Source organism: Bradyrhizobium erythrophlei (assembly GCF_042430365.1).
In the GTDB taxonomy this organism is placed as follows: domain Bacteria; phylum Pseudomonadota; class Alphaproteobacteria; order Rhizobiales; family Xanthobacteraceae; genus Bradyrhizobium; species Bradyrhizobium erythrophlei.
The window spans coordinates 1-14,338 of record NZ_JBHMET010000248.1 but is presented as its reverse complement, the minus strand read 5'-3'; the positions used below and the strand labels follow the sequence as shown (position 1 = coordinate 14,338).

Sequence of the window (14,338 nt, the reverse complement as noted above, 5' to 3'; positions counted from 1 at the left end):
GGCATGGGCCAAGATGTCTTCCCGGCTGATCTTGTCGTACAGGGCGTAGAAGCGGTAGCCGGCCTCTGCCTTCGCTTTCGCGTGCAACGCCGTCTGCAGTTTCTGAACACTCTTCGGAGTTGATAGGTTGCCCAATCCCCAGGTCCCTCACTTATATGAGGGGCTCGCGTGTCAAGATATTTTTCGCGATCAGCATTTCTTCTCTTCCTACGTTTCAAGAGGGCTCGCGCGAGCGCAGTCCTGGGGCATTGATGGCACGGCAGGCCCCTTTGCTTGGCCGCGCTGAGCTGTCAACCCCCGGAGCCCGCAGGGTCGCGCCGGAAGGCGCGAGGGGTTGACGGCGAAAGCGCGCGCCGAGCTACAATGATGTCCGGCCATTAGCACTGCAAACTTAACTGCGACGTTCCGATGACGTTTGTTCAATTGGAACCCAAGGCGGAGCCCTTGCGCTATGCGGCAACCGCCGCATCAACTTATATCCGGTCGGGACGAGGGCCCCGTACCAAGGTCCCTCATGCAACAGTGCGAGGGCACAGGGGGCTCCAAGGAGGATGGGACCATTCTACGTCGCGGCATATTGCAGCCATGTGAGGGACCGGTCACACATCCGCCTTGGAATCGGTCATGTTCCTTTCGTCCTCTCTCAGAGAATTTAAATCACATCTTCAGAGCAGCGCCTTGAGGCACCAGACCTGTCTCGAGATAGCGCCAGAGCGCAATCAGCAGCTTGCGTGCGACGGCGATGATCGTAATCCGCCGGATACGGCCCTTGAGTTTGCCGACACGTTCGCGAAACCAGACACTCAAGGGGCTGTCAGGCTGATGCCGCAACCACAGCCAGGCGAGCTCAACCATGACCGTGCGAGCCTTGGCGTTGCCAGCCTTGCTGATCCCCTGATCATGGCACATCGCGCCGCTTTGAAAATGCGCCGGCGTCAGACCGACATAGCTCGCCAATTGTTTACGATTGTCAAATGTGCGGTAGAACACTTCGCCACAAGTGTGTTCGCAAATTCGGGCCCGATGCACTTGATTTTGGCCAGGTCCTGGATCTTTTTTGCGCTCGTATGCTCCGCCTCAGTCTTGGCCGATGCAATGGCATCGCGCTCTGCCTCGATCGTCTTGATCATTCCGATGACAAGCACCAACCGCTGCAGTTCGCGCAGGATTTCCGCGTTGAGCCGCGGCGGCAACGTCCGACCATCAGCGGTGCGCAATCGTTCCAGCTGCTGCATCCGATCGCGGCGCAGGGGTTGGTAGTCATAGATGCCATGGATCGCGAGCAGTCCCTTGATCCGGTTGATGTGTTGGATACGTTCGTTAATCAACCGGCCGCGTTCACGATGGAGCCGACGGTCGTCCTCTTCGGCGACACTTGGCACGCACACAACGCTCCAAACTTTCGGCTCACCCCGCAGATACGCCATCAGGGATCGCAGTAATCGCTCGGCATCGACGTGGTCCGTCTTGGCTCGACGCGCCCGACGATCAACCTGCAGACTTGCCGGGTCGATCACGTAGTTGCGGATGCCGTGTGCTTCGAGCAGGCGGTGGAGCCAGAAGCCATCGTAGCCAGCTTCGTAGCAAGAAACGATTTCCACGCGCTGCTTCGTTTCTCTGGCAACTCGCGTCTGGATCCGCTCGCACAGATCCAGCAGCTCTTTCCCATCGCAGGGCTTCAACGTGTGGCGACTGATCTTGTCTGACAAGGGCGTGTTGACGGCAACAATCCAACTTTTCTTGCTTAATTCGATTGCAAGAACACAGCGTACGGCGTCATCATGGGATGTGGCGGGCGGCAGGTTGTTCACTGTCCGGGCTTCCATCAGCGTCTCTCCTATGCGCCTGGTGGTGGGGTTTACACCGCGCTGGTAGCAGCTTTCCGCCCCCGCTACGCCTGCATAGGATCTACGTCTTGCGTTCGTCTTGAACTGAGGTCCCTTCCCTCCCCCGGCGTTACCCGGCTTCACCAGTACTACGAACCCCTCCGCATCCCCACGACGCCCGGCCTGTCCCTCGCGGGCGTCCAGTTGATCATCCCTGACCACGTCGTGGGGCCTCCCGTGTTGCGTACGCTTTCCTTGTGTACATGCTGTCGCCACTACCCCGGCACAGCGATTGGAGTATTGCTTCGCTCACTTCCTCCCCAATCGTGTCAGCTTTCCCTGATATGGCTGTCAGGTCGGCCTGTGCATCGTCCTTTTCGAGGCTTGCTCAGCGTTCATTTGCATTACGGCCTGCACACTCGCGCTGTCACCGTATATCGTGACACGCTATCCGAAGGCTTCAGCCACTTCGTCACCTCCATAGCTGCTCCGGTTGCTTCCGGCTGAAGCGTTTCGCCGGGTGGGGCTTGCACCCACTGGAAAGCGCCGCCTTATCACGGCGCACGCCAAAGGCGGACTAATCATCGGCGATACTTAATCCAACTGCATCGCAAGCCGCAATATCCGTCTTCCCGTTATTGTCGGTCGCAGCAATCGAAACACAGTTAGCGATAAGGATCCCGGGCATGGGGAACGCTCCGATCACCCAATGAAGATAACCGCCTTCTTGCCGCTCAGCACGACGCGGTCCTCGAGGTGATAGCGCACGGCGCGAGCAAGCACCCGCCGTACGACGTCGCGCACCTTACGGACGAGATCGTCCGGCTGTCTCGATACGAGATCCGCTCAACGTCCTGCTCAACGGTCGGTGCCTCGTCCGAGATCGGAGATGTGTTGTGCGCCGTCGCACCCATCAGCTTGATGCCTCGTTCATAGACTTGATGATAGGGCTTGGCGCCTTTGACACCCCGGAGAAAGGAGTGGTGAATGTTGATGCTGCGTCCCGACAACAGGAATGGTGAGAATATCGTGACCACACATCACCTCCATTGCTCTCGTCGAGATTACATTTGTAGTTACGTTCGTGCTCTGGACAATGCGGTGTTGCGAACGATCAATATCCAAAAAGGTTCGGCAACAATAGCCTGTTGCTGGACTTGCTGAATGTATGTCGGCTCGTGATCAGGCACCGAAAAAAGAACCCCGCAGATTCATCTACCCAATCGGCAGTAAGGTGGACAAGATACTTGGCGATGGTGTCCCAGACCGGCAGTATTTGAAGCACAAGGACAACCAGAATGCGCCTGTCTTTCGACGAGCGTGACGGTTTGTCGCTGAAGTGCCTCATTATTACGAAAGATATTAAACGCCTTGCCGGGCGGAGACCGGTCAGTCGCTGCGACGTCCAACTTCAAGTCCACCAGAGAACGAGATCCGGTCGCGCAAACCCAAGAAAGTTGTTTAGTAAAACGCGGCGCTTTCCGTTGCCTGATTGTGAGGTGACCCCGTGAATGAAACCGCCGTCGATCAATGCGATATCCCCGACCTTGAGCTTGAAGTCGTGACAAGGAACAGCCTCAAGATAAGCTGTCGAGTAGGGATAGCCCGTGGTCTCCACACCCTGGGACTTTCGGTCGGCGACTGTCGGCTTATGGCTCCAGATCCGCAGATCGCCACCTTCCTCGGGCATGCTGGTATATAAGTTGAGTGCTACGACGGTATTGTTAGCCGCCGCAGCAAGTTCGTAATCATTCCCCGCACATAGGACTTGAGCGACGTCGTCGTGAGGCTGCAAGGCATACGAGCCCGTGCCAGACCAGCAGAACGCGCGACAAATATTGGCCTCCCCCCACTCTGAACGGGTCAGCCGCAATTCGATGCCCTGATCGTGAAGCTCGCGCTTTAATGCGTCGAACAATCCGCGTACCGGATCAACTATATTGCCAAGAAGGGCTTCGACGAACGGGCGCGCATTTTCAGAATCCGCGAAATACATGGCGGCATCCTTCCTGTAGTGAGATGCGCCAATACAGTAGCCGGGAACACCATCTTTGCGCTCCCTGAGACCGGGATTGCGAATAAAGTTCGCGGTGATCTCCTCAGCGACTTCGACACTGAATGCTTGCTTAATGTGCAGACCGGTGATCTCACCCTTCAGTACTGAGATGATCTCCGAAATGCTGATCGAGCCGGTTCGTTCTCTGATCTCAAGAGGCGAGATGGCTGGCGCTTGAGGTGCCTGGACAGTTACCATTGGCTTGCTCCTGTAGTGCGTCACTGAGGATGGCGATAGCATGATCTAGTTCGTCATCGAGGATGGTTATCGGCGGGAGGACCTTGATGACGTCGCGATTTGGCCCTGAAGATTCGATCAGCAGTCCGTTTTCGAACGCCACATCGTGCACACGGGCGACGAGAGCCTGTGAACGGCACTTGAGACCGGCCATCAGACCGCGGCCACGCTTATGTTCGATGCACTGTGGAAATTTCACAACAAGACGATCAAGGTGTCTTTGCAGTTTGGCAGCTGTCTGCTCGACGCCTGCAGTAAACTGCTTATCGGACCACATTCTACACGTCGCTCCTGCAGTCACGAAGGCGAGATTGTTGCCTCTGAAGGTCCCGCTATGTTCTCCGGGATTCCATACATCTATGTCGGGGCGAATCAGAACAATGGAGAGCGGATTACCTGAACCGCTTAGGGATTTCGAAAGGCACACGATGTCCGGTTCAATTTTCGCAAACTCGAACGAGAAGAAATCGCCCGTTCGTCCCGCACCGGCCTGAATGTCGTCGACGATTAGAACGACGCCGTGTTTACGGCAAATGCGCTGAATCTCGGTGAGCCAAACTGCGGATGCGGTAGTCATGCCGCCTTCCGCCTGGATGGTCTCCAGAATGATTGCCGCGGGCTTTTCTATTCCGCTCCCTGGGTCGCCCAACACGTAGTCGATGTAACTCGCGGAATCGAAAGCTTGGTTCGGATAGCCCTCGTAGGGGACACGGATCACGTCGTGGCGCACAACGCCACCTAGCTCCCTGGTCGACGCCGCCCCCGACACCGCCAGGGAGCCGAGCGACATGCCGTGGAACGCGTTTGTGAAAGCCATGACGCTCGAGCGGCCGGTATATTTTCGCGCCAGCGCCAGCGCCGCTTCGTTTGCGTTTGTACCGGTCGGACCAGGAAATTGTATCTTGTAAGAAAGGCCCCTGGGTTTAAGGATCGAATCGACAAACACTTCGATGAATGCACGCTTTGCCGCAGTATACATATCAAGCGACAAAAGAATATTCCCGCCGGCGAGATATTCAATTGCCGGTGCAAGAATATTCGGGTTGTTGTGTCCGTAGTTGAGTGCGCCGGACCCCACAAGAAAATCAATATAGGACTTACCGGCCTCGTCCCAGATTGTCGCCCCAAGGGCCTTCGTAAAGACTGTGGGAAACGACCGCCCATAGCGACGAACGTTAGACTCATGAGCCGCAAAAGCGTCGGTATTCATTTTATGGGTCCACCTGCACGTAGACATCGTACTTAACGAGATAGCATTTGAACGCGTTTTTGTATGTGTTCTTCAATCAAACCCTGAGCGCAGTAACATGGGAACGCATTCGAGGCCGTCGATATAGCTGTGGTTCGTCCTTACCTGAAAGATGTGAACAACGAACCTACTAAGCTTGGTAGTCTCCTGTGATCCAGAGGTGCATTTTCTTTCTGAACTTGCGCCGTCGACTGAACGTTTTTCAACGTTTCAATGAGTGGCTTTCCGAGCTGGCAAAATCGGGAGCTATTCACGCTGGAATGCGCAGCTGATTTAAGCTGCCCGCCAGCCGTGGAAGTTGAGATGCAGTTAGAGACACTCTCGCTCGGTCCGAGTATCCATGTCGGTTCCGAGCATTTGCTGCTAGCCTTGACTCGCGGCGGATCACTTCGAAACCTTGGCGGCGCGCCTCCTCCATGCCAAGCTATTCAACTGCGCCCAGCATGGACTGCCGTAGCCGCACCCCGCATTTGCGGGTCAGCCGGTTGAGCCCCTTGATCGCCACGTGCAGCAACTTGGCATCGGTCGGGAGGGTGATGGCCTTGGGCTGCACGGTGGTATCCACCGTGACCCGCTTGAGGTCACGGGTCCGCAGCGCGCTGGTCTCGTGCGCGACCCTCAAACTCTCGGCCAGCAAAAGCTCCAGCTTGTCGCCGAGGCGCTTCCTCCAATGGCTCAGGTCGGAGCGTTCGTGCGGGAACTCGTGCTGGAACACTCAAAGCCGGTAAAGTGCTGGAAATATGAATCATAGACCCAGCGCTCGCATACAGCTTCGTCGGATAAACCGTAGATGTGCTTGAGCAGAAGAAGCCCGACAACGAACCGGGTCTCGATCCCGGGCCGGCCCTTGTCGTTATGGAGCGGCGCGATCTCGCGATCGATCCAGTCCCAGTCGATTCTGCCGGCGAGCGCCACCAGTGTTCTCGCTAACGGCGGCTGGCGAACCGGATCAAAGAGGGACGCTCGCCGCTTCTGGCTTGAGGTAAACACCCTGAACTTTGTACTTGGCCGGGGGCGTCGTGGCCGCGGCATCGTTTGTTAGCGAGTAGATGCTCGAGGGCTGCCGATCAGCGCCTCCATCTGTGATCATGGTTGCGAGCGTGTGGCCATCCGCCGGGTTCGGCCGTCGACCGCCCCGAGGGCAGGCTCCAGAGTTGCCGGGCAGCGACTTGGGTGACGAACTGGCCGCTCTCGGCGTGTGCCAACGTCGTGGCGACGGATATCTTGACACCGATCTATGGACCACGCCCGCGTTGCAAGAGGAAACGACAGGGCTGTAACGGCCTGTACCAATCTATCCGGATTCGATTTGAGGCTGTCGCTTCGAGCCGTCACGGATATCCGTTCACTTCTGTCCTCAATAACTCGCCGGCCCACATCGTGGAAGTCATTCTTGTGGCCCTTGAGGTAAGGCTCAATATATTGTGCCGGCAAAAGCCCTACGTGGAACCTAATTTCTCGAGCTTTGCGACTGAGGCGGTGTGCTCCTGCACAGGCCTCCATTCCAATCAAGCAGGGCGGAATATTAGCCAGCGACTGCTCAAACTGATTTCTCGATCGCCTCTTGCGTAGGACGATTGTACCGTAGCATCGAACCCCACTACGTGGAATGTGTTCTTGCCTAAGTCGACGCCGATTACGACAATGTTCGCATTGAACATGGCTTGCGGTGCCGCGGTTTTTGTTGTCTCTGAGAGTGAGCGTGGTCTATGCCGTTGACAACTCGTAAGGTCGGTAGGCCTTGCCCATGCTGATGCACTCCACCTCCGGTGCGTGCAGCGAACAGGCCTTCGAACCATGTTGGTGCTGCTTCTGGTCAAGCACCCGTCGCGCCAGCGACAACTGTGGTTGAGCGCGCTCTCATGGAGCAACCCGCGTTGTTCGATCCTGCGTATAGTGTAGCAGATGATGCTGTCGATGCTGGAGCAATCCTCACGGGAAGTTGAAGTGAGCTCTTCGAGCCCGAAAAGAATGAGTACGATTTACGGGGCTTTGACCCAGCACTGCGCTGCACTTGCAGCATCGAGTTCAAGCGCCACGTCGTTCAGGTATTTCTCGCCAATGAGACGCTCCATGGGCCATCGAAGCGACGCGCCTTACGCAGAACGACACGACAATCCCTAAGACCTATCGCCGCGATTTGCGACGAATTTGAGAATTACGGATGGCTACGCGTGGCGCCGAACCGCGCCATGGCGGCATCATCGCGACTACAAAACGCTTCGACGGATTATGCGCCAATATGAATCTTCAGCGTCACCGGCGTCGTCGCATCTCGATACCACCGACAGGACTAGGACGAGTTGATCTATCCCAAAACTGGCGACATGGCCAGATTGCTGGCTTCTCTGCTTTATCTTTGCTGGGACAAGACCAAGCCGCAGTGTGGGAAACCGGCCTATAAGTCACCTCCGGGGAAGTCGGCCAGCACGCCTATCCTAAGCATGTCCCCAGCCACAAGAATAGAATTGAAACCCTTGCCACGGCAGTCTCCATTGATAACGGAATCACGCATCCGCGAACGTCTACAGTTTCCTTGCCTATCTATCATCGCGCGTGGATCTTCGCACAGTTCCCGGAGATCTCGGCCGAAGAAGATCCCCTGCGCGGCTCACCCGAGCGTCGTCGCAAACGCGATATCCCAGCACATCAACAGACGGACGCGTTTCGTCCCAGCACAATCAACGTAGTCCGCAGCACCCAGCTACCCTCCAGGTCGACTTTTCCAGAGTCGGGCGCGCCGTCCAGATGTGCCTTCAAACTAGCGATTGGGCCGAGCCATCACACAAGGCTCACCGAGCACGCCTTCATCCGCCCCCCTGCTCCGATGTCCCATAACTAACAGTTTTCCGCCTAGATGACGTCAAACCGCGCCGGCTCTCGGCTTCAAAGTTCGTTCGCCTCGGCCACGACGCGCCTTCTCGGCGTGGGCACGAGATCATCTCTCGGGGCGACGAACCCGCATCACGCCAGATAAACCACCCATGCCAAGCGCGCCCTCGCGACGCCACCAAAGTGCCGGTATTCCTCTAGCAAATGCTCTCTAGCTGTGAACTTTAGGAGGTTGTCCATTTGGACCTGACCGTGAACGCTAATGCCCGCAAACAAACAGTGATCACGGGGGACCGAATGAACACTCACAAGAATGCACCTCTGACGCCCAAAGGTCGAGAGGCCACGGTGCGCAGTGTTGTTGAAGGAGGGCTAAGCAGGGCATCCACCGCCGAGCAATTCAACGTCACAGCGGCTAAAACGTTTCCACACAAAAGGTATGGGTTGCGGAATCGATCCTCACAGCCCGTTCATTACAAGCCAAACCCCAGCGGCCACGTATGCCACCTCAAGGCATTGCGCCGGCATCGCAATGCAAGCAGATCGCTGCCGAAGTCGGGATATCACCAACAATCGTCAGCCGCATCATGCACGGGCTTGGTCGGAACAGCTCGCCGCACTGGAGCCTGCCGAGCAATCCGCCGCTATGAACGCCAACACACGTGCGAGTTGATGGCCGGGAACAACCTCCTGAGGCTCCACATCTAGCTCGAAACGAGTGGAGACCGGAGTCATCTTTCTCTATCCTCTTGTGCCCTCCATCTCAGATAGGATGCCTCGATGTCGCAAAACCGACAAGAGCGTCGCGGCCGATCCCGAGGGACTTGGCAGATACGCGCGTATTATGCTCGTCAATGAAGTCCGCGCATCAGATTCCGCGGTGGGCATGCCGATTGGTGAGATGAGGACGAACCAGCGACAAAGCACTCGCAGAGTCAATCAGATCGGCCTGTAAGGGCAGGATCAAACGTTTGCCGGCCACTTGCGCGCGATGGATATCCACTGACCGTAAGAGGCTCGATTGATCTTTCCTTTTTTCGAATGGCGCCAGAGGCTTTGCGACCTGGGCTCTAAAACTGTTCTTGGCGGGGCGCGCTTACCCGTCGTCTTTGACGACTAGTCTGGTAGGCGAGTGTGACGCATGCGGTCGGCAGGCAATTTGCATTGCCTATCTCGACCGCTGAGGTGTCAAGCGATTGGCGAAAATCGAGGAGGATCTTTATGAGTACAATCGAGAAGCCAGCACTCGGCCGGCAGGATGAGGAGGGACGGTTTACAATCGTAAAGGCCGATCGCCTCACCCGCATCTGTGCGGCCCTACTGCAAGCTGCCGGAGCCTCGGAGGACCAGGCGCTAGCCGTCGCCACTGGCTGCGTCAACGCCAACCTGGCCGGTCACGATTCCCACGGCGTCATCGCCATTCCCGGCTATATCGAGGACATCAAAGCAGGACATATCGTGCCGGGCGCAGAGTGGACCATTGTGCAGGAGTCCCCGACAACGGCTGTCATCGATGGCCATTGGGGCTTTGGCTTCCATGTCAACGCCAAGGCGATGGCACTCATCATCGAAAAGGCAAAGACCGCGCATGTCGCGGCCTGCACGGTGTTCCGGCAGAGCCATGTCGGACGGCTCGCGCTCTATCCATTAATGGCGGCAGACGCGGGCATGATCGGGCTCGCGTGCGCTGATTCCGGCCGCTCACCGAAATATGTCGCCCCCTTCGGTGGACGCGAGGCGCGGCTCGGCACCAACCCGATCTCGATCGCGGTGCCTTCCGATCTAGACGCCCCGTTTTTGCTCGACATGGCGACTTCGGCGATCGCCTTCGGCAAAGTCCAGCTGGCGATCGCGCGCGGTGAGGAAATTCCCAAGGGCTGGATCATTGATGCCGAGGGACGGCCCACCACCGATCCCCGCGACTACAGCAAAGGCGGCGCGTTGCTGCCACTCGGAGGCAGCGAGGGCTACAAGGGCAGCGGCCTCGCGGCGATGGTAGAAGTGCTATCCGGGCTGCTGACCGGCCTTGGGTTCGGCGTCGAGTCAAGCAGCCGCCACAATAACGGTACCTTCATGGCCGTGTTCAACGTGGCAGCGTTCCGCCCGCTTAGTCAATTCAAGAAAGAGGTCTCTGACTTCGCGCATTACCTGAAATCGACGCCGCCATCGGAAGGTTCATCCGGCGTGTACTACCCTGGTGAGATCGGACATTTGCGCGAGCAGGAGCGCGCCGCAAATGGCATCGAGATCGAGGACACGACCTGGGAGACACTTCGCGCGCTTGCACGTAATTGCGGCCTTGCTGGCGAACTCAATCTCACTTGAGCAGGAGAGCGGCAAGATACGCCAATTGGCGATCGTCGACCTTCGACGGTACTGCAGGAACCAGCCGAGCTCATGGCGGCATCAGAATCGCGCGACTACTCGATTTGGCGGGTCACAACCAGTGAGATCGCCCCCATCCTCGAGCCGCCAAGTTTCAGATGACTAGTTACGTGAATCTAAAGTTCGCCACATAAAGTCTGCTGGGCTTTGTGGCAAGACGTGTTTGACAGAAGCCGACAGTCTGCGGTCCGTTTGAAGGGTCGCGGGTATTTATTATGCAAGTTGATGAATGCACTGATGTTACCTTCGAGCCGCCGGACGAAGGTGTAAATACCTCGCTGGATCTGCTTTCCGGTGAGTTCAGCGAACCAGCGGTCGACCTGATTGATCCATGACGCGCAAATCGGCGTGAAGTGGACATGCGCGGGACGTTCCGGTGTCCCGGGCAGCCTTGGCAAGACTAGCTGCTCGCGATCGAGGGTTCGGCTTTCGTTTTTCTCATTGATGCTGAGAACAAGGGCTCGGTTCGGCGGGGACGTGTAAAGGCCGACGATATCGCGCACCTTGTCGGCGAACAGCGGATCGTTCGACAGAATGTTTGGCTAGGGTGCTGCTGCAAGCCGAAGGTCGTTCTCATCCGGCGGAGGAGAGAAAACCTAGTTTTCGCGGCCGTTGAGCGGATCAACCAATGCGTCTCACTATCGGCCGGCGTCGTACGCAATGTCCGCTCGATCATGCAGCGACCTAGTCGCCCTTGATGGTCCGAGGGCGGCCAGGGTGGGCCCCGTCAAACAGACTATCACAGTGATTCTTCAAGAATCGGCAGCGCCATTTACCAACGGCATGTTCGTAGATGCCGAGCACAGCGGCCACGGGCCTACTTGGTAATATCCGCGCATCGCAGGATCGCGCGACATCGCTCAGATAATCACTGGGCAATGATGACGACGAACTTGTCTTTCCAAGTAGGCGAGCTCCTCCGCACTCAGCGCCAACGGCGCGCTCCCTATTCGCTTATAATGCGATGAACTTGCGTTCCAGATAACTAATCGTGTTCCCAGTCTCGATTGACGCTGCTGGCTAGCACTTGCTGAGATAGCCAAACATCCCGGCGCAGTTCACGAAGTTCCTATCCTGCAAAGCACGAGCGTGCCGATCGCGTACGAAAGGCGACTTCCGGAACCGTGAGATCGTTGTTGGATAAGTTTCTTCGATCTTCAGCTGAGAGAAACACCCGGAACAGCGCGCCGTACATGATCCCACTTGCGTCGAGCTCGCTGCTATCCTCCGAGAGATTACCCTGCAGCGAGAAGCCTTCGAGCGGACGCACACGCTCGGGTACATTGGCATCGAGGTTGGTGGCGTTAGCACCGAGAATTCCAGCGATTTGCGCCGCAGTCAACTATCAACGCTAGTGGTTGATCTAGATCACCCACACATGGCAGCATGGCTCATCGCCGTCAGGCGGCTCACACTTCAGCTGCGAGGACTTCGGCATGCAACATCCACCACTGTTTGCTCTCGCTAGTGGCTTTATTCCACGCGCTCACACGTCCGCTGTAGAAAAGCTCGGTGTTCAGTTGCGCTCCAAGAGCGACCTCTCCCTCCTAATGGAAACGCTTGATGCGCTCGCTGGCGCGATCGCCGAGCGCGCCCAGTTCAAACGTCTCTGGGCTTCGTATCTGTCAATTGCCAGCCATCTCAGTTACTGCGGTGCCAGCGACGCTTTATGGGCCCAAGTCGTCGACGAGCTCGAGCGGGCTGCGGACACGACCGAACCGGTCGTCGATCGCCAAAGCGGTTTCGGTAATTTCAGCAACGAGCGCCTCTTGACGCGCAAGCTCCGTCGGTGTGGCACTGCCGGATTCGCACTGCGGTACAGCTGTCTTCCGAACATGGGCTCCTTTGTTGAGGGGCAACGTGCCCTGACCGATATCGATGAATTCTCCGGCCGCCTGCGAGCAGTGAGGGATACAGTCGCTGACAACTCAGCCCTTGTCGCTCGATTCGAGGCGATGATTGCCAGCCATCGGCTAGACGAGCCGATCTTACCCACTCAGGCCTACGCCGCCGCGGAAGTTGACGAGGTCCAGCTTCATTCGCGAAAGAGCGACGCGGACGAGATCTCCACGTCCGTAAGTGCCCGCTCAAAGACGGCTGCCGTCGTGATCGCTCCAATGAAAGGCTATCGAGCACCAGACTCTGCATATTGTGATGCCAGCATCTCTAGCAATCCAGGCCAATCGCTCCATGCGAGCTGCAATAGCGGCAATGTTGCACCTCTGCGGCATTATCATCGTCAAGGAGAGCATTGCCGACATCGAGCAACACATCGCGACGCTCGAAGGGCTCCTCGAATTGTCGCGGCACTACAAATCCGCCCGCGCGGAAGTGCAATACGTTCTCTTGAAATAGGTTCTAATCTAGACAACAACATACTTTGTATCCAAGCACTCCGGCTAGCTTCACGCCACTGCAGAAACAATAAGTATATTTGGCATCGAAAGAGAACGCTCTGGATTGATGCAACGGCCTTATTCAAACCGTCGAGCACCGTAACGGCGAGTGTCCCTGCCAAAGCACATCGGTACAGGTGAGCATAGATGTCGGCGGCAGAATTTGCATATCTCAACGGCCAAATTATTCCATGGAATGAGGCCAAGGTGCACGTATTCGCGCCCGTGGTAAAATATGGTATTGGTGTCTTTGAGGGAATACGCGGCTATTGGAATGAAGAGGCACAGCAGTTATACCTCTTTCGTGTCGCAGAGCACCTTGACCGATATGCCTTCTCCCAAAAGGCGATGCGCTTCGATCGGGGGCCATCCCAACAGGAGTTGGCCGAAGCGCTCGTTGACGTGTGTCGCGCAAATGCATTTCGTACGAACGTACATATCCGAATGATGGCTTTCATTGACGGGTCTGGCGACCTGGAGGCAACTGGCCCCATAGGTACCGCGATCACGGCGCTGCCACGGGAGACTGCTAGAAAATCCATCGAAGGCACTTCAGCTCAGATCAGTTCCTGGATGCGCATGCCGGACAACGTTATGCCTGCACGCATCAAATGCAATGCAAATTACCATAACGCCCGATTAGCTGTCGTGCAGGCCCAACGCGACGATTACGACGTCCCTTTTCTCCTTAATTCAAGGGGAAAGCTTGCCGAGGCAGCGTGGATGTGCGTGTTCATCGTTCGCGATGGTCGACTGATCACGCCGAGCGGGACCAACGACATATTAGAATCGATTACGCGCCAGACCGTTATCGAGTTAGCACGTGAATATCTTGGACTAGAGACTGTCGAACGCGATGTCGATCGAACAGAGCTTATCCTCGCCGAAGAGGTATTCTATTGCGGCACCGGCGCAGAAATTGCGCCGGTGACATCTGTGGATCGTGTAGTAGTTGGGAGCGGTCATCCTGGAGCCATTACACGACAACTGATGGAGATATACGGGGCAGTCGTCACTGGTAAGAATCGCGCTCATAAATCGTGGCGGACTCCTGTTTTTTGACAAAATTAGAGTTCAGGCGGGCACTTGTTGACTGTACAGTAGCCTGCGATCAGACTTGATGCGCTCGTCGCGACGAGTGCTGTTCCGACTCTCCCGGACACCTGAACAGCGGCCCCAGACCAAAAGGAAAGTCCGCCGTGAAGAACGCGGACGAGCGCGCGATTTGAGCAATCTTTTGAGCCGGTGACCTGCCACTGCGTTTTCATCCGGCAGCGGTTAGAGTCTCGGAGTTTGTTGCAGCGAGACCGAAGTTTGGACCACCCAGAACTAGAGTTTTGCGCCTCTGTCACGTTGG

6 protein-coding genes and 7 pseudogenes are annotated in these 14,338 nt (G+C 56.8%); 4 read left to right on the top strand and 9 right to left on the bottom strand.

Annotation, left to right across the window (positions count from 1 at the left end):
- Positions 1-657 precede the first annotated feature (657 nt).
- The 7 genes and pseudogenes from ACFFWD_RS37385 to ACFFWD_RS37355 form a co-directional block, all read right to left on the bottom strand.
- Positions 658-1,826, bottom strand: a pseudogene (locus ACFFWD_RS37385) (IS110 family RNA-guided transposase).
- A 702-nt stretch (positions 1,827-2,528) separates the two neighbouring features.
- Positions 2,529-2,836 (bottom strand): annotated as a pseudogene (locus ACFFWD_RS37380) (formyltransferase family protein); the annotation flags it as partial.
- Between the two features lie 401 nt (positions 2,837-3,237).
- Positions 3,238-4,080: a 2OG-Fe(II)-dependent halogenase WelO5 family protein gene (locus tag ACFFWD_RS37375; protein WP_376974263.1), complete on the bottom strand. Its 843-nt coding sequence runs from the start codon at positions 4,078-4,080 to the stop codon at positions 3,238-3,240.
- Entirely contained in the window at positions 4,034-5,329 is a 1,296-nt protein-coding gene (gene ectB, locus ACFFWD_RS37370) for a diaminobutyrate--2-oxoglutarate transaminase (RefSeq protein WP_376974261.1), read from the bottom strand. Before ectB ends, ACFFWD_RS37375 begins: the two co-directional genes overlap by 47 nt.
- 484 nt (positions 5,330-5,813) lie before the next feature.
- Positions 5,814-6,286, bottom strand: a pseudogene (locus ACFFWD_RS37365) (transposase); the annotation flags it as partial.
- Positions 6,287-6,331: 45 nt separating this feature from the next.
- Positions 6,332-6,600, bottom strand: a pseudogene (locus tag ACFFWD_RS37360) (IS5/IS1182 family transposase); the annotation flags it as partial.
- A 145-nt stretch (positions 6,601-6,745) separates the two neighbouring features.
- Positions 6,746-7,029 (bottom strand): annotated as a pseudogene (locus ACFFWD_RS37355) (IS110 family transposase); the annotation flags it as partial.
- 2,305 nt (positions 7,030-9,334) lie between these two features.
- Here ACFFWD_RS37355 and ACFFWD_RS37350 point away from each other — a divergent pair.
- On the top strand, positions 9,335-10,525 hold the full coding sequence (locus ACFFWD_RS37350) for an Ldh family oxidoreductase (protein ID WP_474796795.1): 1,191 nt from the start codon (positions 9,335-9,337) through the stop codon (positions 10,523-10,525).
- A 176-nt stretch (positions 10,526-10,701) separates the two neighbouring features.
- Here the strand turns inward: ACFFWD_RS37350 and ACFFWD_RS37345 are convergent.
- Positions 10,702-11,535, bottom strand: a pseudogene (locus ACFFWD_RS37345) (transposase).
- A gap of 119 nt (positions 11,536-11,654) precedes the next feature.
- Entirely contained in the window at positions 11,655-11,927 is a 273-nt protein-coding gene (locus tag ACFFWD_RS37340; protein ID WP_376974259.1) for a hypothetical protein, read from the bottom strand.
- 94 nt (positions 11,928-12,021) lie between these two features.
- On the opposite strand from ACFFWD_RS37340, the pseudogene ACFFWD_RS37335 reads away from it, so the two are divergent.
- The 3 genes and pseudogenes from ACFFWD_RS37335 to ilvE form a co-directional block, all read left to right on the top strand.
- Positions 12,022-12,645: pseudogene (locus tag ACFFWD_RS37335) on the top strand (isocitrate lyase/phosphoenolpyruvate mutase family protein); the annotation flags it as partial.
- Between the two features lie 151 nt (positions 12,646-12,796).
- Positions 12,797-12,940: a hypothetical protein gene (locus tag ACFFWD_RS37330; protein WP_376974287.1), complete on the top strand. Its 144-nt coding sequence runs from the start codon at positions 12,797-12,799 to the stop codon at positions 12,938-12,940.
- Positions 12,941-13,128: 188 nt separating this feature from the next.
- Positions 13,129-14,043 (top strand): branched-chain-amino-acid transaminase, encoded by a 915-nt coding sequence (ilvE, locus tag ACFFWD_RS37325; RefSeq protein ID WP_376974257.1) that lies wholly within the window; start codon positions 13,129-13,131, stop codon positions 14,041-14,043.
- The last annotated feature ends 295 nt before the right edge of the window (positions 14,044-14,338 follow it).